This is a genomic window from Blastococcus sp. SYSU D00813 (genome assembly GCF_054050735.1).
The window spans coordinates 1-26,813 of the sequence record NZ_JBJGZX010000049.1; the positions used below are offsets into that span (position 1 = coordinate 1).

The 26,813-nt window shown below is 78.1% G+C and carries 27 protein-coding genes; 8 read left to right on the forward strand and 19 right to left on the reverse strand.

Annotated features, from left to right (window positions below; all coding sequences use genetic code 11):
- Positions 1–186 precede the first annotated feature (186 nt).
- The 13 genes from ACI8AX_RS21810 to ACI8AX_RS21870 form a co-directional block, all read right to left on the reverse strand.
- Positions 187–915: a hypothetical protein gene (locus tag ACI8AX_RS21810; RefSeq protein WP_456551965.1), complete on the reverse strand. Its 729-nt coding sequence runs from the start codon at positions 913–915 to the stop codon at positions 187–189.
- A gap of 24 nt (positions 916–939) precedes the next feature.
- The gene (locus ACI8AX_RS21815) at positions 940–1,659 is read right to left on the reverse strand and encodes a hypothetical protein (protein ID WP_456551966.1); all 720 of its coding nucleotides are present in this window, start codon (positions 1,657–1,659) and stop codon (positions 940–942) included.
- Positions 1,656–3,566, reverse strand: coding sequence for a hypothetical protein (locus tag ACI8AX_RS21820; RefSeq protein ID WP_456551967.1), 1,911 nt, complete (start codon positions 3,564–3,566; stop codon positions 1,656–1,658). Before ACI8AX_RS21820 ends, ACI8AX_RS21815 begins: the two co-directional genes overlap by 4 nt.
- A complete protein-coding gene (locus ACI8AX_RS21825) occupies positions 3,563–3,925 on the reverse strand; it encodes a DUF6507 family protein (RefSeq protein ID WP_456551968.1) in 363 nt (120 codons plus the stop codon). Before ACI8AX_RS21825 ends, ACI8AX_RS21820 begins: the two co-directional genes overlap by 4 nt.
- A 49-nt stretch (positions 3,926–3,974) precedes the next feature.
- Positions 3,975–4,283 (reverse strand): pore-forming ESAT-6 family protein, encoded by a 309-nt coding sequence (locus ACI8AX_RS21830; protein WP_456551969.1) that lies wholly within the window; start codon positions 4,281–4,283, stop codon positions 3,975–3,977.
- A gap of 14 nt (positions 4,284–4,297) precedes the next feature.
- The gene (locus ACI8AX_RS21835; RefSeq protein WP_456551970.1) at positions 4,298–4,633 is read right to left on the reverse strand and encodes a hypothetical protein; all 336 of its coding nucleotides are present in this window, start codon (positions 4,631–4,633) and stop codon (positions 4,298–4,300) included.
- 82 nt (positions 4,634–4,715) lie between these two features.
- A complete protein-coding gene (locus ACI8AX_RS21840) occupies positions 4,716–5,678 on the reverse strand; it encodes a DUF6177 family protein (protein WP_456551971.1) in 963 nt (320 codons plus the stop codon).
- Entirely contained in the window at positions 5,663–6,010 is a 348-nt protein-coding gene (locus tag ACI8AX_RS21845) for a hypothetical protein (RefSeq protein WP_456551972.1), read from the reverse strand. Before ACI8AX_RS21845 ends, ACI8AX_RS21840 begins: the two co-directional genes overlap by 16 nt.
- Positions 6,007–9,930 carry a type VII secretion protein EccCa gene (gene eccCa / locus ACI8AX_RS21850; RefSeq protein WP_456551973.1) on the reverse strand — a complete coding sequence of 1,308 codons (3,924 nt, stop codon included), beginning with the start codon at positions 9,928–9,930 and terminating at the stop codon, positions 6,007–6,009. Before eccCa ends, ACI8AX_RS21845 begins: the two co-directional genes overlap by 4 nt.
- Positions 9,927–10,904, reverse strand: a complete 978-nt coding sequence (locus tag ACI8AX_RS21855; protein ID WP_456551974.1) for a MinD/ParA family ATP-binding protein — start codon at positions 10,902–10,904, stop codon at positions 9,927–9,929. Before ACI8AX_RS21855 ends, eccCa begins: the two co-directional genes overlap by 4 nt.
- On the reverse strand, positions 10,901–12,205 hold the full coding sequence (locus ACI8AX_RS21860; protein ID WP_456551975.1) for an EsaB/YukD family protein: 1,305 nt from the start codon (positions 12,203–12,205) through the stop codon (positions 10,901–10,903). Before ACI8AX_RS21860 ends, ACI8AX_RS21855 begins: the two co-directional genes overlap by 4 nt.
- Positions 12,202–12,465 carry a hypothetical protein gene (locus tag ACI8AX_RS21865; RefSeq protein WP_456551976.1) on the reverse strand — a complete coding sequence of 88 codons (264 nt, stop codon included), beginning with the start codon at positions 12,463–12,465 and terminating at the stop codon, positions 12,202–12,204. The genes ACI8AX_RS21860 and ACI8AX_RS21865 overlap by 4 nt, the downstream gene beginning before the upstream one ends.
- A gap of 100 nt (positions 12,466–12,565) precedes the next feature.
- Complete coding sequence (locus ACI8AX_RS21870) at positions 12,566–13,393, reverse strand: alpha/beta hydrolase (RefSeq protein ID WP_456551977.1); 828 nt, start codon at positions 13,391–13,393, stop codon at positions 12,566–12,568.
- 113 nt (positions 13,394–13,506) lie between these two features.
- Here ACI8AX_RS21870 and ACI8AX_RS21875 point away from each other — a divergent pair, with 113 nt between their 5' ends.
- The 5 genes from ACI8AX_RS21875 (at position 13,507) to ACI8AX_RS21895 (ending at position 20,471) form a co-directional block, all read left to right on the forward strand.
- Complete coding sequence (locus ACI8AX_RS21875) at positions 13,507–13,887, forward strand: group I truncated hemoglobin (RefSeq protein ID WP_456551978.1); 381 nt, start codon at positions 13,507–13,509, stop codon at positions 13,885–13,887.
- Positions 13,884–16,526, forward strand: a complete 2,643-nt coding sequence (locus tag ACI8AX_RS21880) for a LuxR C-terminal-related transcriptional regulator (RefSeq protein WP_456551979.1) — start codon at positions 13,884–13,886, stop codon at positions 16,524–16,526. The genes ACI8AX_RS21875 and ACI8AX_RS21880 overlap by 4 nt, the downstream gene beginning before the upstream one ends.
- A 155-nt stretch (positions 16,527–16,681) precedes the next feature.
- Positions 16,682–17,428, forward strand: coding sequence for a septum formation family protein (locus ACI8AX_RS21885; RefSeq protein WP_456551980.1), 747 nt, complete (start codon positions 16,682–16,684; stop codon positions 17,426–17,428).
- A gap of 5 nt (positions 17,429–17,433) precedes the next feature.
- Complete coding sequence (locus tag ACI8AX_RS21890) at positions 17,434–18,690, forward strand: hypothetical protein (RefSeq protein ID WP_456551981.1); 1,257 nt, start codon at positions 17,434–17,436, stop codon at positions 18,688–18,690.
- A 50-nt stretch (positions 18,691–18,740) separates the two neighbouring features.
- Complete coding sequence (locus ACI8AX_RS21895; protein ID WP_456551982.1) at positions 18,741–20,471, forward strand: protein kinase domain-containing protein; 1,731 nt, start codon at positions 18,741–18,743, stop codon at positions 20,469–20,471.
- Between the two features lie 9 nt (positions 20,472–20,480).
- On the opposite strand, the gene ACI8AX_RS21900 is transcribed toward ACI8AX_RS21895, so the two are convergent.
- From ACI8AX_RS21900 to ACI8AX_RS21910, 3 genes are all read right to left on the reverse strand, one after another.
- Positions 20,481–20,708, reverse strand: a complete 228-nt coding sequence (locus ACI8AX_RS21900; RefSeq protein ID WP_456551983.1) for a hypothetical protein — start codon at positions 20,706–20,708, stop codon at positions 20,481–20,483.
- 84 nt (positions 20,709–20,792) lie between these two features.
- Complete coding sequence (locus ACI8AX_RS21905) at positions 20,793–21,461, reverse strand: class F sortase (protein ID WP_456551984.1); 669 nt, start codon at positions 21,459–21,461, stop codon at positions 20,793–20,795.
- A complete protein-coding gene (locus tag ACI8AX_RS21910; protein WP_456551985.1) occupies positions 21,458–22,123 on the reverse strand; it encodes a DUF4142 domain-containing protein in 666 nt (221 codons plus the stop codon). The genes ACI8AX_RS21905 and ACI8AX_RS21910 overlap by 4 nt, the downstream gene beginning before the upstream one ends.
- Positions 22,124–22,362: 239 nt before the next feature.
- Here ACI8AX_RS21910 and ACI8AX_RS21915 point away from each other — a divergent pair, with 239 nt between their 5' ends.
- From ACI8AX_RS21915 to ACI8AX_RS21925, 3 genes are all read left to right on the forward strand, one after another.
- Entirely contained in the window at positions 22,363–23,301 is a 939-nt protein-coding gene (locus tag ACI8AX_RS21915; RefSeq protein ID WP_456551986.1) for a hypothetical protein, read from the forward strand.
- A gap of 123 nt (positions 23,302–23,424) precedes the next feature.
- Positions 23,425–24,090 carry a DUF4230 domain-containing protein gene (locus ACI8AX_RS21920; protein ID WP_456551987.1) on the forward strand — a complete coding sequence of 222 codons (666 nt, stop codon included), beginning with the start codon at positions 23,425–23,427 and terminating at the stop codon, positions 24,088–24,090.
- Between the two features lie 342 nt (positions 24,091–24,432).
- Positions 24,433–25,449: a hypothetical protein gene (locus ACI8AX_RS21925; protein ID WP_456551988.1), complete on the forward strand. Its 1,017-nt coding sequence runs from the start codon at positions 24,433–24,435 to the stop codon at positions 25,447–25,449.
- Between the two features lie 91 nt (positions 25,450–25,540).
- Here the strand turns inward: ACI8AX_RS21925 and ACI8AX_RS21930 are convergent, their stop codons facing one another.
- From ACI8AX_RS21930 to ACI8AX_RS21940, 3 genes are read right to left on the reverse strand one after another with little or no spacing between them, the layout of a single operon-like run.
- Positions 25,541–26,011 carry a hypothetical protein gene (locus ACI8AX_RS21930; RefSeq protein ID WP_456551989.1) on the reverse strand — a complete coding sequence of 157 codons (471 nt, stop codon included), beginning with the start codon at positions 26,009–26,011 and terminating at the stop codon, positions 25,541–25,543.
- Positions 26,008–26,415: a TadE/TadG family type IV pilus assembly protein gene (locus ACI8AX_RS21935; RefSeq protein WP_456551990.1), complete on the reverse strand. Its 408-nt coding sequence runs from the start codon at positions 26,413–26,415 to the stop codon at positions 26,008–26,010. The genes ACI8AX_RS21930 and ACI8AX_RS21935 overlap by 4 nt, the downstream gene beginning before the upstream one ends.
- Complete coding sequence (locus ACI8AX_RS21940; protein ID WP_456551991.1) at positions 26,408–26,614, reverse strand: hypothetical protein; 207 nt, start codon at positions 26,612–26,614, stop codon at positions 26,408–26,410. The genes ACI8AX_RS21935 and ACI8AX_RS21940 overlap by 8 nt, the downstream gene beginning before the upstream one ends.
- Between the last annotated feature and the right edge of the window lie 199 nt (positions 26,615–26,813).

A 26,813-nucleotide genomic window follows, 5' to 3' on the forward strand; every position in this document is an offset into this window, starting at 1 on the left:
GCCCGCCCCCCCCCCCCCCCGGCCCCCCCCCCCCCCCCCCCCCCCCCCCGCCCCCCCCCCGCCCCCCCCCCCCCCCCCCCCCCCCCCCCCCCCCCGCCCCCCCCCCCCCCCCCCCCCCCCCCCCCTCCACCCAGCCGATCCGCCTCAGCCGATCCGCCTCAGCCGATCCGCCTCAGCCGATCCGGCTCAGCCGATCCGCTCGGCCATCCAGGCCGGGACCGCCTCCGGCGGCCGGGGGAAGCTGCGCAGCTCGGCGACCAGGACGTCGCGGGTCAGCGGCTCCCCCGCCGGCTCGAGGCCGTAGTTGAAGCCGGGCTCCAGCCGGCCGTCGGCCCGGTCGAGGACCAGGTCGACCTCGAGCCAGGTGCCCTTCTCCGGGGTCCACATGACCTGCTTGAGCTCCTCCACGGCGTCGCGGACGGCGCCGGGGACCGGCACGTTGACCGCGTTGCCGCCGCCGGTCACGGCGTGGAACCCGTCGCGGCGCACCGGCCCGACCGCGGTGGCGCGGTAGCGGATGCGCGCGGTGGAGTCCGGCACCGCGGCGATCAGCGCCGCGGCGATGTCGCGCAGGACGTCGGTCGGCTCGCGCCCGGGCGGGGTCAGCAGCCGCCAGGTGACGGTGACCCCGTCGGCGGCCAGCACCTGGCCGGCCGCCTCGAGGACCTCCCGCACCGCGGCCGGCGGCTCGGTGATCGCCGAGAGGACGACGGCGGCCGGCTCGCCGTCCCGGCGCTCGGGCACCTGGCCGGACCGCAGCGCGTAGACGTACCCGTTGAGCTTGACCCGCAGCTCCTCGGCCAGCCGGTCGGTGTCGGCGGCGGTGTAGGGCCGGTCCTCGGTCACGGCGAGCACGAGCAGACCGTCGGCGGAGCGGGCGACGGCGTCGATGGTCCGGGGGTCGCTGACGGTCACGCCGTCATCCTCGCAGCGCCGGGGTCAGCCGCCGGCGCCGCGACCGGCGACCGCCGGCTCCAGCCACGCGGTGAAGGCGTCGACCTGCTCGGCGCCGTCGCCGGAGTCGGGCCGCTCGCGGTAGCGGGCCAGCCGGGCGCGCGCGGCCGCCGGGTCCCCCCGCAGCGCCTCCAGCGCCGCGGCGGCCCGCGTCCGCTCCCCGGCGCCGCCGGACCCGTCCGCGTCGGCGGCCCCGAGCAGCGCGGCGACGCCGGCCCGCTCGTCCAGCCACCGCCGCACGGGGCCGTCGAGGTGGTCGAGGAACCCGGTCACGGCCTGGCCGAGCTGGGACTCGTCCCGCGCCTGCCAGTCCAGCGGCCGCTGCCGCGCCACGCCGTCGACCTCGCCGAGGTCTGCCCGGGCGAGCGGGTGGCCGTGGTCGGGATAGCTGACCTGGAACCGGGTGAGCGAGGCGTCGGGGGCGCCGGAGAGGAGCTCCTCGACCTCCGGTACGACCACCGCGACGGCGGCGGCGACGCGCACGACCTGGGCGCGCATCGTGTCGACGTCGACGGTCAGCCGGGCGACGAGCGGCGGCTCCATCCCGGCGTCCGTGGTCCAGGTGCCCTTCCGCCGGCCCTGCCGCCAGCCCCGCGAGGACAGCTCGGCGGCGAGCCGCTCCTCGACCAGCCGCCGCAGGTCGCGGCCCACCGCCCCGGTGCGCGGCGGTGGCTTGCGGACCTTCACCGGCTCCGGCGGGGTCACCAGCCCAGGTCCTCGTAGGCGCGGGTGAGCAGGCCCTCGTCGGGCACCAGGTCGGTGTTCCAGCGGTAGGTGACCACCCGGTCGACGGTCGGCAGCGACCCGTCGGGCCCGCGGAGGGACGCGGCGAAGTCGCTCGCGCGCGGCACGAGGGGCATCTGCCCGCCGGCCAGGTCGCCGTACCCGTCGACCTGGTTGGGGGTGTACCCCGCGCCGCTGCCGAACTTCGACTCGACGAGGACGACGTTGCCGGCGGGGTCGCGGGCGATGAAGTCCGGCACGAAGTAGGCGTCGGAGTTCGGCACCCAGATCTGCCGCTGCTCGGCGACGATCTCGAAGCCCTGCGCCTCGAGGTCGGCGCGGGTCAGCGCCTCTCCCAGCTGCCCGCGCTCGACCGGGTCGAGGTCGCTGACGTCCAGCGGCGGGTGCTCGGCGTCGACCCTGCTCACCGCGTCGGAGGTGTCGGGGAAGGTCTCCCACGACGGCCGCGGCTGGCCGGCGGGGGTCGGGTCCAGCGGCGGGTTCGCCGGGTCGGCCCCGCCGGTGGGCGCGTCGGGTGCGGACCCGTCCGGCGCGTCCGGGGCCGTGCCGCCGTCGGGGGTCGTGGCCCCGTCCGGGGTGCCCGGCGCATCCGGGGTCGCCGTCCCTCCGGGGAGGTCCCCGCCGCCGGCGTCCGGCAGATCGGGACGGCCGGCGTCCGGCAGATCGGGACGGCCGGCGTCCGGCAGATCGGGACGGCCGGCGTCCGGGACGTCGACGCGCGGGGCGTCCGGAGCGTCGGGCAGGTCCAGGTGGACGTCGCTGCGGGTCGGGACGTCGACCCGCGCCGACAGCTCGGACAGGTGGCTGCCGATCCGCGCGGCGAGGTCGCTGACCGGGGTGCGGACGGCGGTCTCGAACAGCCGCGAGACCGTGATCCGGCCGGCCGCGGCCAGGGTGCCCAGCTTGCCGAGCTTGCCGGCCTTGCCGACCGCGCCGACGCCGCCGATGGCCAGCGAGCCGAAGTTCCACAGCACCTGGCCGAAGGCGCGCCCGCCGTTCTCGTCCCACGTGTCGCTGGCGACCATCGAGCTGCCCAGCGCGCCCCACAGGTCGAGCTGCCGCTGCCCGTACTCGGGGTCGGCCATGCCGTAGACGATGCCCGGCGTGGTCAGGCTGCTGGCCAGGACGCCGAGGTTGCCCCACGCCTCCGCGGCGGCGTCCCCGCCGTCGACACCGACGAGGGTGCCCAGCCCGCGGATGTCGCCCCAGACGCCGTCGACGAAGACGCCCTGGAAGAAGCCGCCCACGTTGCCCCAGGAGCCCGGGTCCTCGTGCTCGACGGTGCCCCAGGGGAGCTCGACCTCCTCGTCGACCGCCGTCTCGAACGTCTCGGCGTCGTAGCCGTACTCGTTCACGTCGACGGTCTCGTCGCCGTTGTCGGCGACGTAGCGGAAGGAGCTGCCGAAGGCGGCGTTGATCGCGTTGGCGCACTCCCGCTCGGCGGCCTGCCACTCGGCGACCAGCCGGCCGACCTCGCTCATCAGCGCGTTGTGGGCGTCGATGTTGTCGCCGTCGTCGTCCCACTCGTCGTCGGCCTCGGCGGCCTCCACCATGGTCTGCGCCTCGGTGCGGATCTCCTCCAGGCGCGTCTTGATCGGCGCCATCGTCTCGGCGAAGACGGTGAGCGCGGCGGAGACGAGGCCGACCTCGTCGGCGACGCCGGTGGCCCGGTCGGCGACCGGCTGCGTGGCGGCGAACAGCTGCCCGGCCTCGGGTGCCGTGTACACGCCGGCCAGCCCCTGCCAGGTGCTGTGCACGTCCTGGCCGGTGCTCGCGAAAGTGCCGGCGGCCGACGCCATGGCCTCGGCGTGGGCCAGGACCTGCTCGGGCTCGCCCTCGTACTGCGGGATGCCGCTCGGGTCGATCACCGCGGCTGCACCCCGCCCGGGCCGCCACCGGTGCCGCCGAACTGGCCACCGGGCGCGGCGGTGGCGTTGGCCTGCGCGGTCGCGGCCATCTCGAGGTCGCCGGCCGAGTAGGCGTTCACCGCACCCACGCAGCCCTGCACCGCCGAGCTGGTGCGGCCGTAGACGAACTCGACGTCGGCCGACAGCGCGGTCGCGAAACCGCTGAGCGCCGAGGCGACCGGGCCGGACGCGCCGGCGGTGGCCGCTCCCTCGATCGCCGACGACATCGACTGCAGCGCCGGGTCGAAGCCGGCCGCGACGTCGGTGGTGCGTGCGAGGACCCCCTGCACGCCGGCAGGGTCGATGTCCCAGCTGGTCACAGCTCCTCCTCCCCCGGGCCGCACGCGGCCCGGGCACGGTCAGCCGGGGTCAGCCGATGGCCTGGACGGCGGCGCGGGCCCGGGTGTTGGCGCTGGTGGCGGACTCGTCGTTCTGCACCATCGTGGTCTTCACCAGGTCGATGATCTGGCGGACCTCGGTGGCGGCGCGGTGCCAGCGCTGCTCGACGACGGCGTACTCGTCGCTGACCCCGTCGGCCTGGAAGTCGCTCATCGCGGCGGCGACGGCGGTGTCGCGCTGTCCGATGAGGGCCTCCAGCTGGCCGACGACGGCCTGGAGGTCGCCCTGCACCTGCTGGGAGGTGCCGGTGTCGTAGCTGAGGCGGTCGGTGCTCGGCATGGTCGTCCTCCTCGTCAGCGGGTGCCCGCGAAGCGCGCGGCGTCGAAGTCGGCCGACCCCATGGTGGCCGTGGCGTTGTCGGACATCTCGGTGTCGCCCTGGGTGAAGGCGGTGTTCATGCCGGACTGGCCGCCGAGGATCGCGCCCAGGGCCGAGTTGAGGTCGGCGGTGATCTGGTCGGCGCGCGCCTTGAAGGAGTCGAAGGCGGCGCGGCCGGCGCCGTTGAACGAGCCCTCGAGGGGGGCCGCGGCCGCGATCAGGCGCTGGATCAGGGTGCCGAGGTCGTCGCTGGACCCCTGGGTCTGCTGGGTGAGCGTCTGCAGCGTGGTGCTGCCCATGTCGAACTTCATCGCGAGCTGCCTTCCGTGTCGACGGCGGTGGTGCGGGCTCGTCCCCACGGTGCGCAACGAGCCAAGGCGTGTCCAGGTGCGGTCACGGAGCGGTTTCGTCCGGTCCCGATCTGCCCTCCCCCGCGAGCGCAGCGGTGAAACGTGCCAGGTCACGGTGCGCGAGGGCGCCGAACCGGGCCCAGACGCCGTCCGCGGTCCCCTCGAGCGGGGTCAGCTCCAGGCCTCCCGCCCGCCGGAGCACCCCCGGCGCGCCGGAACTCTCCGTGACCATCGCGCCGAGCGGCACGGGCACCGGCTGGAGACGTCCGGAGCGGGTCCCGTCGCTGCCCGGCTGCCACGAGAACAGCGCCGAGCGGGCACCGGCGCGGGCGAGGGCGGCGGCGGAGGCGGTCAGGGCAGCGTCGTCCGGACCGGCGGGCAGCGGGGCCAGGGCCGACAGCCGCTCGAGCACGCCGGTGCGCACCCGGGAGACGGCGAGCAGGCCGGTCAGCCGTCCGCCGCCCACCACGACGACCGACGACGGCCGGGGCATGCGGCGCCGCACGCCGGCGGTCACCTCGGCCGCCGACCACGGCCGGGTCACCGGCTCGGCGGGGCCCCAGCCGGCGAGCGGGACGCCGAGCGCGGCGGCCAGGGCCTCGGTCGTCGCGCCGAGCCGGAGGTCGCGGGTGGCCGGCGAGAGCGCCTCGACCGCCACCTCCAGGGCACCTGGGCCGGCCGGGCCGGGCGGCACCAGGGGCGGCGGCGCGCCGGTCGGGGTGAACGCGGCGCCGTCCCAGACCAGCTCGGCGCCGGTGATCCCGTCGGAGGCGCGCTGCGCGTCCCGCACCACCCAGCGGGTGCCCGGCTCGCGCAGCAGCACCGCCAGCGGGTGGGTGACGCGGGTGTCGACCGCGCTGAGCAGCACCAGTTCGCGGCGGCCGGCGCGCGCCTCGTCCAGGGCGCGCAGCAGCGCCGGCGACAGCCCCGCGACGCGGCGCCGGGTCTCCACCAGCACGCTGCGGTCGGTCGCGCCGTCGCCGAGGGCGGTCAGCGGCTCGCCCACAGCGTCCCCTCCCCCAGCTGCGCCAGGGCGCGGGCGAACTCGCGGGCGGCCTCCGGGGCGCCGGGCACCCGCGGGTCGGCGCGCACCTCGACCCACCACCCCGGGCAGGGCACCGGTGGCCCGCTGCCGAGCAGCCGGTCGGCCTCGCCCTCGACCCGGACCAGCACCGGCGCGTCGACGGTGAACCAGTACCGGCCGTCGCCGCCGGACAGGTGCAGCGCGCCGTCGCCGTCCTGCTCCACCGACAGGGCGGGGACGGCGTGCGCGAGCGCGGCCACGACCCGCGCCTCGTCGGGGACGGCGGCGAGGACGGCGACGGCGTCGGCGCTCACGGCAGCTCCGCGGCCAGCGCCGTCTGCACGACCACCTCCGGCACGCCCGGGCGGACCAGGCGGCCGCGGCCCGGCGGCAGCGTGCGCGGCCGCAGCCCCGGCAGCAGCTGGCCCTCCGAGGGGTCGCCGCTCATCAGCAGCAGCGCCGCGCCCGACTCGCGCAGCCCGCTGACCAGCGGCTCGTACAGGCCGCGGGCGGCGCCCATGACCCGGCGGGTGAGCAGGAACGACAGCCGCAGGTCCCGCGCGGAGGCCAGGTAGGGGCGGAAGGCGTCCAGCGGCGGGGTGCTGCTGGCGGCCAGGACGTCGTAGTCGTCGACGACCACGACGATCCGCGGTGCCGGTCCGTCGGGGGCGTCGCTGCGCCGGGCCAGCTCGGTGCAGATCGCAGCGGTGAGCTCGGCGGCCCGGCCGACGGTGTCGGCGTAGCCGCCCTCCAGCTCGTCCGGGACGGCGCCGCGCAGCCCGCGCCGGGGGTCGTACACGGCGAAGACGACGTCGTCCTCCCCGTGGCGGGCCGCGAGCGCGCCGGCCGCCAGCCGCGCCAGGTTGGTCTTGCCGCTGCCGCTGTCGCCGAGCACCAGCAGGTGCGGCTCGGCGCCCTCGAGGTCCCAGACCACGGGCGCGTGGTCGCGCTCGGCCCGGCCCAGCGGCACCCGCCAGGGGGTCGCGTCGCCGAGGAGATCGGCGGCGCCGAGGACCCGGGGCAGCACCCGCACCGGCGGCACGGCGGCTCCGGTCCAGGTCCCGGCGACCAGCCGGCAGGCCTCCTCCAGCCCGTCCTCGCCGCGGGGCGGCACGACCAGAGCGGGCAGCGCCACCTGCCCGACCAGCGAGTCGGTGGTCAGGCCGCGGCCGGGCGTGCGCTGCGGCAGGGCCCGGGCGGCCCGGGCCTCGATGCTGGACTCGGCGGGCTCGGCCAGCCGCAGCTCCACCCGCGCGGTGAAGGCCGGCTGCATGCGCATCCGCACCTCGTTCCAGCGGCGGGCGCTCGCCACCACGTGCAGGCCGACCCGCCCGCCGCGGGTGAGCAGCTCCCCGACCTGGTCGGCCAGCGGCTCGAACGCCGTCATCAGCGCCGCCCACCCGTCCACGACCAGGACGACGTCCGCGGGCGGCAGCCCCCGCCCGCCGGCCGCGCGCGCGGCCCGCAGGTCGGCCGGGCCGGTCCAGCCACGGTCGCGGAACAGCGTCTCGCGGGCGGCGACGACCTCGCCGAGCTCCTCGATCGTGCGGCGGACCAGCTCCGGGTCCTCCCGTCCGGCGACCGACCCGACGTGCGGCAGCGCCGCCAGCGGCCGCAGCGCCCCGCCGTCGAGGTCGATGCCGTAGACGGCGACGTCGTCCGGGGAGCGGGTGGTGGCCAGGCCGAGCACCACCGTGGCCAGCGCGCTGGAGGTGCCCGAGCGGGGGCCGCCGAGCACCAGCAGGTGGCCGGCGCCGTCGTCGAGGTCGACCTCCCAGGTGTCCTGCCACTGCCGCACCGGGTCGTCGAGCCGGCCGATCGGCACCAGCAGCCGGTCCGGGTGCGCCGGCCGGTCGAGCCGCACGCCCTCGGCCGTGACCCGCCAGCCGCCGGCGGCGTCGGCCAGGCCGAGCACCGCGGGCAGCGGCGGCAGCCAGATGTCGCGGACCCGCGGCGCGCCCGACGCGGCGACCTGGGCGACCAGCGAGCCGAGCAGGGTCGGGCCCACCACGCGCGGCGTCGCCACCCGCACCGCGGCCTCGTCCTCGGCGGCCGGCAACGCGCCGAACAGGCCGAGCGGCTGCACCGGCGTCCCCGGCCGGGCGGTGGGCTCGTCGGCGGGCCCGCCGGCGTCGTCCAGCGGGCCGGAGACGTAGGCGGTCTTGAACTGCGTGTAGACGCTGACGTCGACCTTGAGCCAGCCCGACCCGGGCACGGCGGGCAGGTGGAAGGCGTCGGGGGTGTCGATGACCGTGCGGCTCTCCAGCTCGGAGAAGGTGCGCAGGCCCAGCCGGTAGGACAGGTAGGTGTCCAGGCCGCGCAGCTTGCCCGACTCGACCCGCTGGCTGGACAGCAGCAGGTGCACCCCGATGGAGCGGCCGATCCGCCCGATCCGCAGGAACAGCTCGGCGAAGTCGGGCTTGGCGGTGATCAGCTCGGCGAACTCGTCGACGACCACGAGCAGGTGCGGCAGCGGCTCCAGGGCCGGGTCGGCGTCCCGGCGCAGCCCGTACTCGGTGATGTCGACGGCGCCGACGGCGGCCAGCAGCTCCTGCCGGCGGCGCACCTCGCCGTCGAGGCTGGCGTAGGCGCGCTCGATCAGCGCCTCGTCGGCCAGGAGGTTGGTGATCAGCCCGGCCAGGTGCGGCAGGCCGGCGAACGGGCTGAACGCGGCGCCGCCCTTGTAGTCGATGAGGACGACGGCGAGGTCCTCCGGCGGGTGGGTGAGCACCAGGCCGAGCACCAGCGTGCGCAGCAGCTCGCTCTTGCCCGAGCCGATCGCGCCGACGCACATGCCGTGCGGGCCCATGCCCAGCTGCGAGGACTCCTTGAGGTCCAGCCGCACCGCGCGGCCGGCGAGGTCGACGCCGATCGGCACGCGCAGGAAGTCCCGCTCGCCGCGCGGCGCCCACCGCTGCGGGAGGTCCAGCGGCGCGTGCGGGTCGAGGCCGAGCAGCGACGGGAAGTCGGCCGGGGCGCTGCCGGTGCCGTCGTCGTAGGAGTCCGGCGAGAGGCGGGCCGGGCTGAGCGCGCGGGCCAGCCCCTCGGCCTCGGCGGCGGTCCAGCGGTCGAGGGTGCCGGACACCTCCGGCCCGGGCACGGGCGCCTCGACGGTCACCGCGGTGCCGTCGACGGTCACCCGCACGCCGACCTCGCCGGGCTCGTCGAGCCGGTCGCGGCACAGGTGCAGCACGGTGCCGCCGAGGTCGGCCAGCGTCAGCGCCGGGTCCGGCAGCGGCAGCGGCCGGGCGGGCGCGCCCCAGCCGTCGGCGACCACGAGGAACCGCGGCCGGGTGGCCGACTCCGCGCGGCCGCCGCCGCGGCGGGCCGCCGACGCCGCGGCCCGGGCCTGGGTGGCGAGGAAGTCGGCGAGCAGGGCGGCGAGGCCCGCCGGGGTGGGGGCGACCAGCGCCTGGGGGCCGCCGCGCCCGATCGGCCCCGGGACGACGGCGTGCGGCAGCCAGCGCACCCACGCCCACGCCTCGGGGCGGTCGGTGACCACGGCGATGCGGACGTCGTCGGGCGGGTGCAGCGCCGCGGCCTGGCCGACGACCAAGCGGGCGAGCGCGTCGACGTCGTCCCGGTCGCCGACGACCGACACGTCGCCGGCGCGGTCCAGGGGCACGGTGACCGGCGCGCCGGGCAGCCGGCCGAAGCGGCGGCGCAGGGTGCGCGCCTCGGCGAGCATGAACGGGTCGGCGGGGCTGACGGCGGTGCCGGAGTCGGCCACGGCGACCTGGCGGACCGGCAGCGTGCCGGTGCCCACCCGCAGCGCGAGGAAGTCGGGGTCGGCGCCGCGCCGCTCCCACAGCCGGCCGCGGAACCGGACGAGGTCGACCAGCGTGTCCGGCGCCGGCGCGGCCAGCAGCGCCGCGGCCCGCCACGCGCGCTCCTCGTCGGCCGCCCGGTCGCGCAGCCGCTCCAGGTAGTCCAGGTACAGGCCGCGCAGCCGGCGCCGCTCGCGGGTGGCCTTGCCGCGGCTGGACAGCGTGAACACCAGCGCGCCGAGCAGCGAGGCGACCAGCACGATCGCGCCGATCGCGGCGAAGGAGCTGCCGCGGAACACCAGCATGACCGTCATCGAGGCGCCGACGCCGGCCATCGGCAGCAGCGTCTGCAGCCCCGGTCCGCCCGACCCCTCGGGCAGGTTGGGCGGGCTCTCCACCTGCAGCGTCGGCAGCGGCGCCGGGGGGACGACGGTGCGCGCGGGGCGGTGGACGGCGACGGTGGTCACCGGTCGGCCTGCCCCTCCCCGCCGCCCGTGCCCAGCGAGCGGGACAGGGCGACGCCGGCGGTCTCCAGCGCCTGCTCGACGGTGCGGCGGGCGACCCGGCGCAGGTCGACCGGCCCGCCGGCGGCCAGGTGCCGGTCGTGGCCGAGCGCCAGCACCGGCACGCCGTGCTCGCCCCGCTCGGCCAGCAGCCGCCGCGCCGGTCCGTGCCGGAGCCGGCTGCCGGCCACGGTCTCGTTGAGGACGACGGTAGTGCGGGCCAGCCCGGCCTCCCCCGCCGCGCGCTCCAGCTGCTCCAGCGCCAGCACCGCGCGCTCGACCCCCTCGGGCGTGGCCTCGGCGACGAGCACGATGCCGTGCGCGTCGGCCAGCAGGACGTCGGTCCACGGGGAGTCGAAGCCCGGTCCGGTGTCCAGCAGCGTGACGGCGAACAGCCGGCTCAGCGTGCGGGCGAGGTCGCGCGGGCGCTCGGGCGGGCCGCCGCGGACGTCGGCGAGCAGCCGCAGCCCGGTGCGGGTGCGGGGCAGCACGTCGTCCACCCCGGCGAGGTCACGCCCGCCGCGGCCGAGCAGGTACTCGTCGAGCTGCACCTGGCGCGGGGCGGTGGCCAGGCCCAGCCGCCAGGCCAGGGAGGCGTGCACGTGGTGGGCGTCGACGGCGAGCACGGCGTCGGCGCGGCGGGCGGCGTAGGCCGAGGCGAGCAGCGCGGTGACGGTGGTCCGGCCGCCGCCGTCCTTGGCCGCGGCGACGACGATCCGCCGCCCGGCGGGCACCGGTGCGACCACCGCCCGCTCGCGGGCCTCCAGCGCGGCGGCGTCGCGGCTGGCGGTGACCAGGCCGCGCAGCGCGCCCGTCACCCGGGCCAGCGGCCGGTCGCCGGCGGGCACGCCGGCCAGCAGGTCGGTGGCGCGCACCGGCGGCCGGTCGGGCACCCGCGGCGGCGCGCCGAGCGCGCCGATGGTCTGGTCCGCGGTCACCCGAAGACCTCCAGCAGCCGGCCGTAGACGCCGTACAGCCCGACGAGCACCGGCACCGTGGCCACCACGACGACCTGCTCGACCCGGTCGGCGACGACCCGCGCGCGGGCGGCGACGTGCCCGGGCGGGGTGACCGCGAGCGCCAGTGCGGCCGGCACCGCGGCGCCGAGCAGCAGCACGCCGGCGACCAGGGCCGGCTCGGCTCCCTCGTCGAGCCAGCGCAGCAGCAGCGCGCCGGCCACCACGCCTCCCGCGGCCAGGCAGGCCAGCCGCGAGGCGGTGAGCGGGAAGGTGCGGGCGCGCAGCAGCACGGCGACCCCGAGCAGCCCGGCGAGGACGACGCCCCACACCGGCCCGCGGGCGGCGGTCGCGGCGCCGGCGGCGAGCACCGCGGCGGCGGCGACCCCGCCGGTGACCAGTCCGCGGTGGGCGGTGTCGAGCACCCCGGCGGCCTGGACCGGCGGCACCTCGGCGCCGTCGACCACGCGGTCGTCGAGCCGGGCCAGCCCGGAGAGCTGCACCGCCACCTGCGGGAGCACGCCGAGCACGAGCAGCGCGACCGCCGCCGCGGTGGCCCCGGCCTCGACGTCGGTGGCGCCCAGCGCGGTGAGCCCGGCCCAGCCGCCGGCGAGCGCGACCAGCACCCCGGCGCCCAGCAGCGCGGCGCGCAGCACCCGGTGCAGCAGCGCGAGCAGCAGGCCGGTGACGGCGACGACGGCCGCGGCCAGCGCGGCGCGCAGCAGGAGGTCGCCGGCCAGCCGCGGCACGGTGGCCAGCAGCCCCACGCCCCCGGCGAGCACCAGACCGGTGCCCAGCGGCCGCAGCGCCGGCCACCGGCCGACCAGCCCGAGCAGCGCGACGACGGCGGCGCAGGCGGCGGCGGGCGCCGTGCCCTCGCCGTCGTCGAGCACGAGGACGGCGGCCAGCGCCGCGGCGGCGAGGAGCGCGGTCGCCGTCCACCGGCGGGCGGCGGGCCGCCAGCGGCCGGGCCGGGAGCCGACGTCGTCGGCCACCACCTCGACCAGGTCGTGCACGATGGCCGCGCCCACCGCCTCGCCGCGGCGGCTGACCAGCACGGTCGTGCCGTCGCGCACCTCGGCCGCGGCGAGCGACTCCTGCGGGTCCAGGGCCCGGCCGTCGGGCAGCGTGAGCACGAACGCGTCGGGCGCGGTGCCGGGCGGCTCGTCGAGCACCCGCAGCGCGTCGGGCACCAGCAGCCCGACCGCGGCCGTCGCGTCGAGCGCGAGGTCGACCCGGCGGCGGGACCCGGCGAGGGTGATCCGCGTGGTCCGGACGCTCACCGCTGCGACGCCCCCGCGGTGGTCCCCGAGGTGGTCCCCGAGGTGCTCGCCTCGCGGTCGGCGAGGGCCTCCTGCAGGAAGCTGCACCCCACGCAGCCGGCGCAGACGACGGCGGCGAGCACCAAGCCGGCGAGGAACTGGCGGACGCCGTTCACGGTGGCCAGCCGGCGGCGCTCGCGGCCCCACAGCAGCGACTCGCGCAGCCGCCCCCGGCGGACCGAGACCGCCTCCAGGAGCTGGACGTCGAGGTCACGGGCCATGTCGGCGATCGTATGGACGGCCCGGACCGGCCCGCCCGGCGAACCCGGGAGCCCCGCGCGGGCGGGTCCGCGGGACCACCTGACCGGGTGACCCGGAGGCTCAGCCGCCCACCGTGTGCGACACCAGGTCGGTCACCGCCGCGACGAACTCGCGCCCGTCCATCAGCACGGCGTCGTTGTGCCCGGCCCCCCGCACCTCGACCAGGGCGTGCAGCCGGCCGGCCGCCGCGGCCACGGCGCGGCTCTGCGCCGGCGGCACGATCGTGTCGGCGGTGCCGAGCACCACGGTCGTCGGCACCTCGAGGCGGGCCACGTGCTCGGCGACCGGGTAGCGGTCGCGCAGCAGCAGCCGCACCGGCAGGAACGGGTAGTGCTCGCTGCCCACGGCCGCCAGGTCCGTGAACGGGGAACGCAGGACCAGCCCGGCCGGCGGGTGCTCCACCGCGAGCCCGGTGACGACCCCGCAGCCGAGGCTCTCGCCGAGGTACACCAGCCGCTCCTGCGGGACGCCGGCCTCCTCGGTCAGCCACGTGCGCGCCGCACGCACGTCGAGCGCCAGCCCCTCCTCGCTCGGGCTGCCCGGGTTGCCGCCGTAGCCGCGGTAGTCGAAGAGCAGGACGGACAGCCCGGCGGCGGCGAGGGCGCGGGCCAGCGGCGCGCGGTGCCCACGGTTCCCGCCGTTGCCCGCGGCGACGAGGACGGCGGGAGCGTCCGGTCCGGCCCCCGGCACGAACCAGGCACCGAGCCGGAGCCCGTCGGCGGTGGTGAGCTCGACGTCGCGGCCGCCCGGGACGACGTCGGCGGCGGGCGGCACCGGACCGTCGTCGGGCAGGTAGACGAGCCGGCGCTGCACCGCCCACAGCAGACCCACGACGACAGCACACACGAGGACGAGCGCCAGCGCCGTCCGGAGCAGCCGGCGCAGCACACCGCGATGGTCACCGGAACTGTCCGCCCGCGCCTCCGGGCCACTACGCTCCGGCACCGTCCGCGGGCGGGGGCCGGGTGCGGGCGCGGTGCGACGGCGACGGCGAGGGCGGCGTGGGCGACGATCGGCTGTACGAGGCCGTCGGCGGCGCCCCCGCCCTGGACGTCGCCGTGACGATCCTCTACGACCGGGTGGTCGCCGACCCCTCGGTCGCGCCCTGGTTCGACGGCGTCGACGTCCCGGCGCTGCGCCGGCACCAGCGCGACTTCCTCACCGTCGTGCTCGGCGGCCCCGATGCGCTGGGGACGGCGGCGCGCTACCGGGGCCGGGAGCTGCAGCGGGCGCACGCCGGGCTGGCGATCGACGACGCCGCCTTCGACCGGGTCCGCGACCACCTGCTCGCCACGCTGCGCGAGCTCGGCACCCCGCCCGACCGGCTGGCCGAGGTGGGTGCGCGGGTCGACGCCCTGCGCGCGCAGGTGGTGTCGGCGTGAGCGAGCTCCAGTGGCCGGTGCTGGCCCGGCCCGCGCTGGTCGGGGCCGTCGCCGCCCGGCTGCGGGCCCCGGCCGGCGCCGGCGTCGTGGTCTCCGGGGAGCCGGGCATCGGCAAGACCACGCTGCTGGGCCAGGCGCTGGCCGGCTCCCCGCCGGCCCTGAGCGTGCGCGGCTCCGCGCTGCTCGCGGAGGTCCCCTACGGCGCGCTGCACGCGCACCTCACCGACCTGGACGACGACGCACCGGAGAGCCCGCTGGCCGTCAGCCGGGCGCTGGGCCGGCTGCTGCGCGCGGCACCAGGCGACGGCCGGCCCGTGGTGCTGGTCGACAACAGCGCGCTGGTCGACCCGCTCTCGGCGCACGTGCTGGCCGGGCTGGCCGAGTCCGGTGCCGCCGTGCTGGCGGTGACCGCGGTCGACCTGGTCGACATGCCGGCCGCCTTCGGCGAGCTGTGGCGCGACGACGTGCTCGCCGCCGTCCCGGTGCCACCGCTGACGGAGCGGGAGTCCGGCGAGCTCGTCACCGGCCACCTCGACGGGCCGGTCGCCGCAGCGACCCTGCGCCACCTCGCCGACCTCAGCGAGGGCAACCCGCTGCTGCTGCGCTACCTGGTCGAGGACGCGCTGGGCTCCGGCGGCCTGGTGCGCACCGAGGGCGTGTGGGCGCTGACCGGCGGGCACCGCCCGGCCGACGGCCGGCTCGCCCAGCTGATCGGCACCCGGCTGGGCCGCTGGTCGGCGGCCGAGCGGGAGGGCCTGGAGCTGGTCGCGCTGACCGACCGGCTGCCGCTGGGCGTGCTGCTGTCGCTGGTGGACGCCGCGGCCTTCGAGCGGCTGGAGCGCTCGGGCGTGGTCGTCGTCGACGGCGAGCCGGAGCCGTCGGCGCGGATCGCCAACCGGCTGGTGGCCGACGTGGTCCGGCGCGGCGTGCCCTTCACCCGCCGCCGGGCGCTGCGCGAGCAGGTGCTGGCCGCCGGCGCCGACCTCACCGGCGGCTCGTCGCGCCAGCTGCTGTCCTACGCCCTGTGGACGCTGGACAGCGGCGCCCAGCTCGACCCCGCGGTCGCCGTCCGCGCCGCCCGCGCGGCCGGCGCCCTGTTCGACGCGGAGCTCGCGCTGCGGCTGGCCGGGGCGGTGACCGGCGAGGCGCACGCCGGGGAGGCGGCCGCCGTGCGCGCCCAGTCCCTGCGCCGGATGGGGCTGGCCGGGCACGCCGCCCAGGTCGCCGCGGCCGCGCTGGAGGGCGAGCCGGAGCCGGCCACCCGGGCCCTGCTGGCCGCCGAGGCCGCCGCCTCGCTGGTGTGGGTCGCCGGGGGCGCCGACCGCGGCCTGGCGCTGCTGGCCGACGTCCGCGCCGCGCTGCCCGCGGGCCCGGCCGCCGCGCTGGCCGGTGCGGAGCTGGCGCTGCGGCACGCCCGCGGCGACGCCGGGGAGCTCGTCGAGCCGCTGACCGCCCTGCACGCCGCCGGGCCCCCGCGGAGGGGTCCCGCGGGCGTTCTGCCGACGGACCTCCTCCGCGCCCGGGACGTCGGGGCGTGGCTGGTCGCCTCCGCGCTGCTGGCCGACGTCCTCGTCGCGGTGGGCCGCCAGCGCGAGGCCGAGCCGGTGATCGCCGCGGCGGCGGCCGTGCTCCCCGACCCCGCCCTCGACGCCGAGCAGCGCACCGGCGCCGCGCTGGCGCTGGCCCGCGCGCTGGCCGGCCTGGGCCGGGTCGACGACGCGATGGCGCTGCTGTCGACCGCCCCGGTCGGCGCCGGGCCGGAGGCACTGGTGCTCGGCGGCGCGGTGGAGGCGGTGCAGGGGCTGCTGCTCGCCCGCGCCGGCCGCACCGGCCCGGCGCAGGCGCACCTGCTCTCGGCGCTGGGACAGGCCCGCCGGCGCGACCCGCTGGTCAGCACCGGCGCGGCGCTGGCCGGGCTGGCCCTGTGCGCGGCCCGCACCGGCGACGCCGCGACCGCCCGCGCGCACCTCGCCGAGCACGGCGCCGAGCGGTACGCCCCGCACGCGGCCGCGGTCACCGCGCGCGCCTGCCTGCTCGAGGCCGGCGCGCTGCTCGGGGACGGCGGCGTGGCGGAGCTGGTCGCCCTGGGGGCGGCGGAGCTGGCGTCGGGCCGGCTCGCCGACGGCGTCCAGGTGCTGTGGAGCGCCGCCCGGCTCGGGTCGGCCGAGGCGGTGGAACTGGTCGCCGGCACCCCGCTCCCCCAGCCGGGCCCGCTGGCCGCCGCCGTCGCCGACCACGCCACCGGCCTGGCCACGGGCGACCCGGCGGCGCTGCTGCGGGCGGCCGAGGCGCTGCTCGCGCTGGGCTGGCCCGGTCCGGCCGCCGACGCCGCCGGCTCGGTGACGGGCCTGCCGGGCGCCGGGCGCGAGCAGGCGCGGGCCGCCCAGCGGGTGCTCACCGCGGTCCGGCGGGCCGCCGGCGGCGGCCGGGCACCGGGTCGGCCCGCACCGGCCGGGGACCTGACGCCGCGCGAGCGGGACGTCGCCTCCCGGGCCGCGGCCCGGCTCAGCAACGCCGAGATCGCCCGCGAGCTGCACCTGTCCGTGCGGACGGTGGAGAGCTACCTCCAGTCGGCCTTCGGCAAGCTCGGCGTCTCCAGCCGGACCGAGCTGCGCGACGTCCTCGCCACGGCGTCCTGACGCCGTCCCCACCCCGGTCCCCGGGGGTACGGGGGCGGCCGATCCCCGTAGTACGGGGGCCCGTTCCCCGTAGTCGGCACGGTGCTCGCCGGAGCCCGCCGTTCCTAGCGTTCTCCCCGTCCCCACCAGCACGAACACGACGGAGAGACCCGACCATGACCAGCACTCCCACCCCCGGCATCGTCAGCCAGGACGACCGCACCGCCGGCCCGTCCGGCACCCCGTTCGGCGCCCCGGCCTGGTCGTCGTCGGTGGAGCTGCCGCCGTACACCCCGCCCGCCGCCCCCCTGGGCGCGGTCCCGGCGCCGCGCGGCGGCGGGCGCGGTGCGTCGGTCAAGGTCGGCAGCCTGGGCCTCGCCGGCGCCGTCCTCTTCGGGGCCGGGTACATCGGCTGGAACCTCTACCGCACCTCCGACGCCTCCGCCGACATCGCGCAGACGGTCGCCGAGACCGTCACCGAGGTGACCGACGACGTGCAGGAGCAGGTCGACGCGGCCCTCCCCGGCGCCACGGTCCCCGGCGGTGCCGCTCCCGGCGAGGGCACCGACGTCCTCACCCTCGCCGAGGGCCAGTGCCTGACCGGCGTCGCCGCCGGCACGGTCGGCGAGGTGAGCGTGGTGCCGTGCAGCGAGCCGCACACCCACGAGGTCTACGAGGTCACCGACCTGCCCGCCACGCCGTGGCCGGGCGAGGCAGCGGTTGCCGCCGCCGGTGACGGCCTGTGCCTGGGCGCCTTCTACGGCTTCGCCGGCATCGACTACGCCTCGTCGGTGCTGCTGTACCAGCCCCTGCTCCCCACGCAGGGCAGCTGGGAGGGCGCCGGCGACCACGCGGTCGTCTGCCTGGCCACCGACCCGACCGCGCCGACCACGACCGGCTCGCTCGCCGGCGCCCGGCGGTGACCACCGTGACCGCCACCGTCCCGCCGGTCGCCGCCCGCATGGCCGGCCGCGCCTCCTTCGTCCCCGGCGACCGGCACGACGCCAAGCGCGGCCACCCCGCGGTCGACCTGACCCCCTACGCCGCCTCCCGCGGGCTGCAGTACGTGGGCAGCGCCAACGCCAGCGGCTACCTCGCGGCGCTGCCGCTGGAGCCCGAGCTGCAGTTCAACGTCGTCCGCGGCGCGGTCGGCGACCGGGACTGCTGCCTGTGGCACTGGCGCTACGCCTGGCCGCTGGGCGCCGACGACGAACCGGCCGGCAACCACAGCTTCTGGTTCGTGAAGATCGCCCCGCCGATGAGCCGGCTGTGGAACGCGCCGCGCCGGTTCGTGAACCACACCGAGGCCGACGACCTGTTCATCGGGCTGCCCTGCACCGGGTCGGCCGCGCTGGTGCCCGAGGCCGCGGTGCTGCCCTCCTTCCGCATCACCAACCGGTCGCTGGGCCTGTGGCCGTCGAAGGCCGAGACGAAGCTCGAGCCGTACGGGCTGCCGGGGCTGACGCTGCTCGGCGGGAGCGGGCTGCCGGAGGGCTTCGCCGAGCGCCTGGTGACCGGGCCGCTGGCCGCCGTCCTGCGGGCCGGGGCCGGACTGCCCTTCTTCGAGCTGGAGTACCGCTTCGGCACCCTGCGGCTGCTGCGCAGCAGCTACGTCTCCACCGTGCCCGAGCTGGACCAGATGCTGCTGTGGGCCCGGGAGGCCGGCGACGCGCTGGCCGCCGCCTGCCGGCCGTTCCACCGCCCGCAGGCGGTCGCCGAGCCGCTGCCGGCGCCGGCCGCCGACGCTTCCGCACCCTGGGTGCCGCCCACCCTGCAGGCGGCGATCGGGCACCTGGGGGCGGCGTACGGCCTGGCCGCCGAGGACCCGCGGGCCTACGCCGCGGCGCTGCCGACCAACCCGGTGCCCGGCACCGCGTTCGCCGTGCTGCGCGGAGCGCTGCCCGGCCTCCCGCCGACCGCGCGGCTGGCCCTGCACACCGAGGCACCGGTCGCCGAGCGCAACAGCGGGCGGACGGCGCTGCTGCTGCCCGCCGGCGAGGCCGCGCCGACCCCGCCCGGCGGCGTGGCCGTGGACTCGCCGACCGATCCGATGCGCTACGCCGTGCGCGACGGGGTGTTCGCGGTCTGGATCCTGCGCTGGCGGCCGCTCGAGGCCGGCGACGTCGCCACCCTGCTGCAGCGCGGCGCGGCCCTGGCGCGCGAGGTCGGCGCGCTCCCCCGCTGACAGCTCGCTGTGGGACGCTCGGGCCCTGGGCGGCGAGACCGGGGGGCGGGGTGCACGGAGAGACCTTCGGTCCCTACCGGCTCCTCGGCCCGCTGGGCCGCGGCGGCATGGGCGAGGTGCACCGCGCCTGGGACACCGAGCACGAGCGGGTGGTCGCGCTCAAGCTGCTCTCCCCGCACCTGGCCGCCGACGAGGGCTACCGCGCCCGCTTCCAGCGCGAGGCGCGGCTGACCGCCCGGCTGCGCGGCCCGCACGTCGTCCCGATCCACCGCTACGGCGAGATCGACGGCCGGCTGTTCCTCGACATGCGGCTGGTCGAGGGCGAGGACCTGGCGAGCCGGCTGGCCCGCTGGGGTCCGCTGCCCCTGCCGACGGCGCTGTCGGTGGTCGGGCAGGTCGCCGAGGCACTGGACGCCGCGCACGCCGACGGGCTGGTGCACCGCGACGTGAAGCCCTCCAACGTGCTGCTCACCGGCGCGCCGGCCGCCCCGTTCGTGTACCTGGTCGACTTCGGCATCGCCCGGTCCTCGACCGACGGCGCCGGGATCACCCAGACCGGGACGGCGATCGGCTCCTACGAGTACATGGCGCCGGAGCGGTTCGTGACCGGGCGGGACGTCGACCCCCGGGTGGACGTCTACTCGCTGGCCTGCGTGCTCTACGAGTGCCTGACCGGCATGCGGGCGTTCCCGAGCACCGGGCTGCCGGCCGCCTACCACGCACACCTGCACACCGAGCCCCCGCCGCTGTGGGCGCGACGGTCCGACGTCCCCCCGGCGCTGGACGCCGTGCTGCGGCGGGCGCTCGCCAAGGACCCGGTCCGGCGCACGCCGACGGCGGGGCGGCTGGTCGCCGAGGCGCGGCGGGCGGTGGCCTCCTCCGGCCCGGCGCCGGCGGGCACCCGGACGGTCGTGCCGCCCGTCGCCGCCCCGCCGGCCGCCACCCCGCCCGTCGCCGCCCCGCCGGCCGCCACCCCGCCCGTCGCCGTACCGCCGGCTGCCACCCCGCCCGCTGCGGCCCCGCCGGCCGCCCGCCCGGCTCCGGCCCCGCGCTCGCCGACCCCGCTGCTGCGGCCGGCCCCACCGCCGGTGGCCCGGGTCCGGCCGGTCCCGGCTGGGGCGGCGCCCGCGCGCGGGCCGGCGCCCGTCGCCGCGGGTCCGGTGCGGTACGCCCCGCCGTCCCCGGGGCCGTACGGGCCGGCACCGCAGCGGCCGGGGCCGTACGCGGCTCCGGCCGGGTACGCGCCGCCCCCGGCGCCCGGCCGGCGGCGGTCCGTGCTGGCCGTGCTGCTGGCCGTCGCCTTCGTCGCGCTGGTGGCGGCCATGGACCGCGCCGACGCCGGCTACCCCGCCGGCATCGCGGTGGGGTTCGGGCTCACCGCGCTGGCCAGCGAGGTGCTGCTGGGCCTGGCGCTCGGCGTGCGCGACGGCCTGGACCGCGCCGGCGGGCTGCCCTGGGTGGCGGCCGGGGTGGTGGCCGGCGCGCTCGTGCTGGCCGAGCAGGGGTCGGGCGCGTCGCTGGCCGGGCCCGCCGCGTTCGCCGCGGCCCAGGTCGCCGACCTCGCGGTGTGGCGGCTCGTGCGCCCGGGCCTGGGCTGGCGGGCGGCGCTGGTCGCGTCGAACCTCGTGGGCGCCGTGGCCTACACGACGGTGCAGGTGGCGGCGGGCGCGACCGGGGAGATGGGCGGCGTCTTCCTCGCGACGGCCGCCACCACGGTGGTCACCTGGGCCGCCGCGGAGGTGCTGCGGCCGCTGCTGCCCCGGCGGTGGCGGGCGCGCTGAGCGGCCGGGTCACCAGGTGCGGAGGCCGGCGCTGATCCGACGGGCGGCGGCGTCGATCCACGGCTGGTGGTCGTCCAGGCCCTCGGCCGCGGCGACCGCCCGCAGCGCGGCGGAGGCGACCTCGACCGGCTGCCCGGCGGCGCGGTCGGAGGCGAGTTCGTAGGAGAGCAGCGCCTTGAGGCGGGCCTCCAGGGGCAGGCCGTCGAGGGTGGCCCGCCAGTCGTCGGGAACCGTCATGCCGGGCCGCCTTACCGCGCCGGGGCGCGGCCCATGCGCCGGCAGCGGCGTGTCCGCACGGCTGCGTCCCGGCGTGTCGCCGGGTCAGCCGCCGGGCGCGGGGACGGCGAGCACGACGACGTTGTCGGCGTAGGAGCCGGTGCGTTCGTCGAACTCCCCGCCACAGGTGACCAGGGCCAGCTGCGGCGGCCCGTCGGTGCGGAACAGCTCCGGGGGCAGCGCCGACTTGTCGTACGACGTCCGGGCCGAGACGACGTAGTGGTGCGTGCCGCCGGCCTCGTCGGTGACGGTGACCGGGTCCCCCATCGCCAGGTCCAGCAGGCCCTCCAGCGGGCCGGCGCCGAACTCCGCGGAGTCGACGTGACCGGCCACGACCGCCGTCCCGGCGGCGCCGCCCGGTGTGGCGCCGGCGGCGTACCAGCCGAGCACCGTGGGCCGCTCGGGCAGGGCCAGCCCGCCGCCGGGCAGGACGCCGACCGGGACGAGCGGGACGGCGTCCGCGCTCGCCGGCAGGGTGACCGTCACCGGCACGGCGGGGACCGCCGGAGCGGGCGGCGGCGGGGGCGGATCGGGCACCGGCTGCGGGTCGACCGGCGGCCCGGCCTCGGCCGGGGTGGTGGCGGCCGCGACGGGGGTGCCGAAGTCCGGGGCGTCGGCTCGGGACCCGGTGCCGGCGAGCACGAGTCCCGAGCCGACGAGCACGGCTCCCGCGACGACCAGCACCCCGGGGTGCCGGACGCGCGGGGACCTCACGCCGCGGAGGTCCGGCGGCGGTTGACCAGGACGACCGTCCCGGCCAGCAGGGAGAGCCCGCCGACGCCGGCGATGCCCCAGCCCAGCGTCTCCATGCGGTCGTCGGCGGCCTGGCCGCCGCTGCCGGCGTCGACCGAGGTCGGCAGCCCGTACTCGGCCGCGAGGGCGCGGAGCTCGTCGTAGTGCTGCTGCACCACCGGCGCGCTCGCCTGCGCCAGCTGCAGGACGGTCGGGTCCGAGCCGTTCTGCAGCTCGCGCTGGCCGGCCGCCAGCGTGGACTGGTGGGAGGCCAGCTGCTGGGAGACCCAGGCCCGGTCGAACGCCTGGCCGGTGTTCTGCTGCACCGCCGCGAGCTGTTGCTGCTGGGTGGCACTCGGCTCGGCCGGGAGCTGGACGCCGAGCTGCTGCGCGGCCTGGGTCAGCTGCTGGTCGAGCTGGGTGTGCATGTCGATGAACATCTGACCGAGGTCGCGGACGCGCTGGTCGGTCGCCGACTGCTGGGCGGCCTGGCCGGCGGCGATCTCGGTGAGGTTGCTCTGGTGGGCCGACTGCATCCACGTGACGTCCTGGTCGGACGGCGCGGCGGCGGCCGGGGAGGCGCTGAGGAGGACGGCGCCCAGGGCGACGACCGGCAGCAGGAGGAGGCGGGACGTACGGCGCATGCGGACTCCATGACGGCATGCAGGCGACCCGGGGCTGAGGGCGCGGGTGGGTGATGGCGCGCCCGTACCCCCCGGTCTCGCTACCACACCTCACGCGACAAGATCTCGCGCGACGGACCGGTGGACTCCTGACGAACGGAGGTCGTCACATCCGTCACGTCCACCACTCAAGCCCCACCGGTCGCAGGCCGATGCAGGGAGTGCGGGCGCGTGCCCGCCCCGACTCCCGGAGCAGCCCGATGCCCACCCGCCGCGCTCTGCGACTCCCCGCGCTCCTGCTGGCCGGCGGTGCCGTGCTGGGCGGGTGCGCCGTCGGCGGGCAGGCCCAGGCCCCGGACGCCGGGACCCCGGACCTGGCGCTGGACTGGAAGGCGCTGGCCTACGGGGCGGCGGGCTGCGCGTCCCGCGACGAGTGGGTCGCCGACGGGCTCCCCGCCGCGGACTGGGACGCGCTGGCCGTCACCACCTCGACCGCCGACCTCACCGGGGACGGGACGGCGGAGGTGCTCGTCGTCGCCGCCTGCCCGAGCGCGGCCTCGGAGCCGGGCGAGGGTGTCGTCGTGCTCGACGTCAGCCGGGGCGAGCCCGCGACCCTCGGCGTGCTCGGCGAGGGCATCGCCTTCCAGGGCGCGAGCGTCAGCGCGCAGGGCCGGTCGCTGACCGTCGCCGGGCCGGCCGCCGCGGGCGCCGACCCCACCTGCTGCCCGGGCCACTGGGCCTCGGTCACCTACTCCTGGAGCGGCTCGGCGTTCGTGCTCGCCGAGCAGGTCGCGGTGCCGACCACCCTCCCGGTCGTGGCCGCCGACCTGCCCGACGGCGAGCACGTCGGGTTCGTGCGCGCCGTCACCGACGGCACCGTGTACGTGGACCTGGTCGAGTGGTTCGAGGGCGCCGACGCGGCCGCGGCCTGCGCCGCCGACGGCGTGGCCGACAACGGCTGGGAGCAGTGCTCGGCGTACTACGCGCGCGACGTCGACGACGCCGTCAGCGCGCTGCCGCTGCGGGCCGGCGCCGCGGCGTCCTACGTCGACCCGTGGACCGGTGACAGCGTCGAGGTGGCCTCGGCCGCGGAGCTGGCCGGCACCCCGGCGGTGTCCGCGCCCGGTGAGCACGCCTACGTGCGGCTGACCGTGGCCAGCGGCGAGGTCACCGCGCTGGCCGGCATCTACGTGCCCTGACCCCTGCCGCGGAGGAATCCGTCGCCGGCCGGGAATGAGGCCCGTCACTCGAGCGCTGTAGGGGGCACCCCCGCGAGGCCGCTGCCCGGGGGATCCCCCCTGCGACGCGAGGAGTCCTTGCGCATGCCCGAGCTGTCCCGGTTCAGCCCGCTCCGCCGCAGCCGCCGCGGGCTCGTCAAGGCCGGCGTGGGTGCCGGCGTGGTCGCCCTCGGCGTGGTCGCCGTCGGCTCCCTCGACTGGAGCAACCCCTTCGCGCAGGAGACCGTCGACCGGACCACCACGCCGCTGCTGGTGCAGCTGTCGGACCTCGACGAGTACCACGCGGCCACGGGCAGCTTCCAGGTCGTCGTCGACGTCGAGTCCGACACCCCGTGGGTGCCGTCGGTGATCAGCGGCGAGCGCGTGCAGTTCCTCGCCACCGGCACGGTGGACGCCTACGTCGACTTCGCCGACCTGGGCCCGGAGTCGGTGGAGCTGTCCGACGACGGGACGGCGGCCACGATCACGCTGCCCGCCCCGCAGCTGAGCGAGGCCCGGATCGACCCCGACGAGAGCCGCGTGCTCGACCGCGACCGCGGGCTGGTCGAGCGGGTCGGCGACGCCCTGGGCGACGACCCGACCGACGAGAGCGAGCTCTACTCGCTGGCCGAGGAGGAGCTGGAGTCCGCCGCCGGGTCCAGCGACCTGCTCGAGCGCGCCGAGGACGGCACGCGGGAGCTGCTCACCACGCTGGCCGCGTCGCTGGGCGTCGACGAGGTGACCGTCGAGTTCGAGTCCTCCGCCCGCTGACCCTCCCCCACCACTGACGCGACGGCCGTTCGGAGGCCTCTCGAGTTCCCTCACGAGGTGGGGCTCGCCCCATCGGCGCCGAGCCGCTCCCCCTGCTGGCCGGCCGAGGTGCTGCTCCTCGCCGGCGCCGGACTCGTCGTCCTGGGGCGGCGCCGCCGCACCGCACAGCCGCCCGACCTCGGGCCCCCCGGCTCCGGCCGGGGGGCCCGATGCTCTCCGCCCGGTCCACCCGATGGGGGCGGAGGCGACGCGAGGCGATCAAGCTCCGGGCGGATCCGGTCGAGACGGTTCCGGAAGAACCGATCCCGGCGCCGCGCGCCGGGTGCTCCTCCGGAGGACTCGATGCACTCCCGCCCGTCCCGCGGCACGCTGGTCGCCACCGCCCTCGCCGTGTGCGCGCTGCTCAGCGCGTGCGCCGACCAGGGGGACGCCGCACCGTCCGGCTCGGCGCAGGCCGGGACGCCGAAGACCGCGGAGCGGACCGGCGCCGCGGCCGTCGTCGAGCCGGAGACCGCCGCGCCGGCCTTCCCGGCCGACGCCGACTGGAAGCTCCTCAGCTACCCCGCCGCCGGCTGCATGACCCGCGAGGAGTACACCGAGGGCGGCTACGTGGGCCCGGAGGGATGGGACGCCGCGACGGTGCGGACGTCGTCCGGGGACGTCACCGGCGACGGCGTCGACGAGGTGCTGGTCCTGGTCAACTGCCCGGTGCCGACGTCGTCCATGGCCGACGTGCTGGTGGTCCTGCAGGCCACCGCCGGGCCGCCCGAGGTCATCGGCGTGCTGCCGGACGACGTCTCGTTCCTCGGCGCGACGGTGACCACCGGCGACCGCGCGCTGACCCTCGAGGGGCCGAGCCGGACCGACGCCGACCCCATGTGCTGCCCGGGGAGCTGGGCGAGGGCCACCTACTCCTGGACGGGGAGCGGCTTCGTCCTGGCCGAGCGACTGGAGGCCGCCACCACGCAGCCGTTCGGCCGCGAGCCGCTGGCCGACGGCGAGTACGTGGCCGAACTGGCCGACCTGGGCGAGGACGAGGTGCTGGTCGACGTCGTGCAGTGGTTCGACGGGCCCGCCGCGGAGGCTGCCTGCAGGGAGGACGGCAACTGGTCCCCCGACGTCTCCGTCGCCGCGTGCAGCACCTACTACTGGCGCAACGACAACGACCTGGTGCGCGTGCTGCCGGTGGCCGCCGGCGCCTCGCTCCGCGCCTTCGACCCCTACGCCTGGACGACGGTGCCGGTGCCCGACCTGGCCGCGCTGGGCGCCTGGTCGGAGCAGAACAACGGGTCGGGCTTCTACCGGTTCACGGTCGAGCGCGGCGAGGTCACGGTCATGGAGGAGTTCTTCGTCTCCTGACCGGCCGCGAGCACCTCGCCGCCCACGGCGTGTGCGCTCAGGCCGTGGGAAGGGCCCGACTCTGCGGCCTGGGCGCACACGCTCGACCCGGTCAGCCGTCGACGTAGCGGTCGCGCTCGACGACGAACTGCCCGGTCGCGGTGTTGGCGTCGACGAACTCCGGCAGCAGCGGGATCCGGACGGTCACCGTGACGCAGACGGTGAACTCCTCCCCCGGCGTCAGCGTCGGCGTGTAGCTCCCCGCCGCGGCGCAGCCCGAGCCGCGCGGTGCGTAGGCCAGCCGGACGTCGGTCGCCTCGACCGACTGGTCGGCCACCGCCAGTTCGACCGCCCGTTCGGCGCGCGCCAGCCCGGTGGGGAGATCGGGCGCGGTGCCGAGCGCCCGGCCGGCCTCGCGCGCCGCGGCCGTCGCGGCGAAGACCCCGCGCTGCACCGACGAGAACCCGGCGACCAGGTAGACCAGCGGCACGAACACCACGAGCGCGACGAACACGAACTCGACCAGCGCCGCGCCGCGCTCGCCGTCCTCGGTCATGCCGAGGCGGCCCCGCAGCCAGTTCACGCGCCCTCCCGCACCGCGCGCCCGGTGACGTCGAGCGGGAGCAGGTCGCCGAGCCCGGCCAGCAGCGTGGGGACGGCGCCGGTGCACCGCACGACGACCAGCGTCAGCCCGGTGGGGTCGACCTCCTGGGCCGCCGAGCAGGTGAGGCCGGCAGCGGTCCGCTCCGACGTCGCCGCCGCCACGATCTCCGCCGTCCGGACGCCGCCGGCCGACACCGGGACGTCGGCGTTGGCCGCGTACCGGGCGCCCTCCTGCGCACTGGCGGTGACCACGTTGCGCACGTGCACGTAGACCGCGACCTGCAGCACCGCCAGCAGCAGCACCACGATCAGGACGGCAACCAGCACGAACTCGACGACGGCGCTGCCCCGCTCGTCGTCCCCGGCGGGCGGCTGGTCAGCCACCGCTCGTGACGGAGTCCAGCGCGTTCTGCACCGCGGTCACGATCGCCTCGCGGAACGGGATGAGGATGGCCAGCACCAGCGCCGCCGTCATCACGGTGATCATCACCCAGCCCGGGACGTCGCCCCGCTCGGGATCGTCGCCGCGCACCCGGGCGGCGAGGGCCGCCCACGCGGCGAGCAACAGGGTCATGAGGCGCATGCGCGGTCCTCTCGGTCGGTCGCGGCGCTCATGAGGCCAACGAGACGATGCTGATCAAGCCGGGGAACAGGGCGAACAGCACCGTGCCGAGAAGGTCAAAAGGGCGGCTGCCACTCCCAGGCGGGCACGACCTGGACGTCGGACCGCCAGGCGCCGCGGGTGACGACGACCCGCAGGAGGGGACGGCAGATGCGGTTGC

Excerpts from the sequence above, each read along its gene's own strand:
- ACI8AX_RS21940 (WP_456551991.1), bottom strand. The coding sequence starts at position 26,614 with ATGCGCCTCATGACCCTGTTGCTCGCCGCGTGGGCGGCCCTCGCCGCC.
- ACI8AX_RS21835 (WP_456551970.1), bottom strand. The coding sequence starts at position 4,633 with ATGAAGTTCGACATGGGCAGCACCACGCTGCAGACGCTCACCCAGCAG.
- ACI8AX_RS21915 (WP_456551986.1), top strand. The coding sequence starts at position 22,363 with ATGCCCACCCGCCGCGCTCTGCGACTCCCCGCGCTCCTGCTGGCCGGC.
- ACI8AX_RS21885 (WP_456551980.1), top strand. The coding sequence starts at position 16,682 with ATGACCAGCACTCCCACCCCCGGCATCGTCAGCCAGGACGACCGCACC.
- ACI8AX_RS21910 (WP_456551985.1), bottom strand. The coding sequence starts at position 22,123 with ATGCGCCGTACGTCCCGCCTCCTCCTGCTGCCGGTCGTCGCCCTGGGC.
- ACI8AX_RS21865 (WP_456551976.1), bottom strand. The coding sequence starts at position 12,465 with ATGGCCCGTGACCTCGACGTCCAGCTCCTGGAGGCGGTCTCGGTCCGC.
- ACI8AX_RS21830 (WP_456551969.1), bottom strand. The coding sequence starts at position 4,283 with ATGCCGAGCACCGACCGCCTCAGCTACGACACCGGCACCTCCCAGCAG.
- ACI8AX_RS21900 (WP_456551983.1), bottom strand. The coding sequence starts at position 20,708 with ATGACGGTTCCCGACGACTGGCGGGCCACCCTCGACGGCCTGCCCCTG.
- ACI8AX_RS21920 (WP_456551987.1), top strand. The coding sequence starts at position 23,425 with ATGCCCGAGCTGTCCCGGTTCAGCCCGCTCCGCCGCAGCCGCCGCGGG.
- ACI8AX_RS21925 (WP_456551988.1), top strand. The coding sequence starts at position 24,433 with ATGCACTCCCGCCCGTCCCGCGGCACGCTGGTCGCCACCGCCCTCGCC.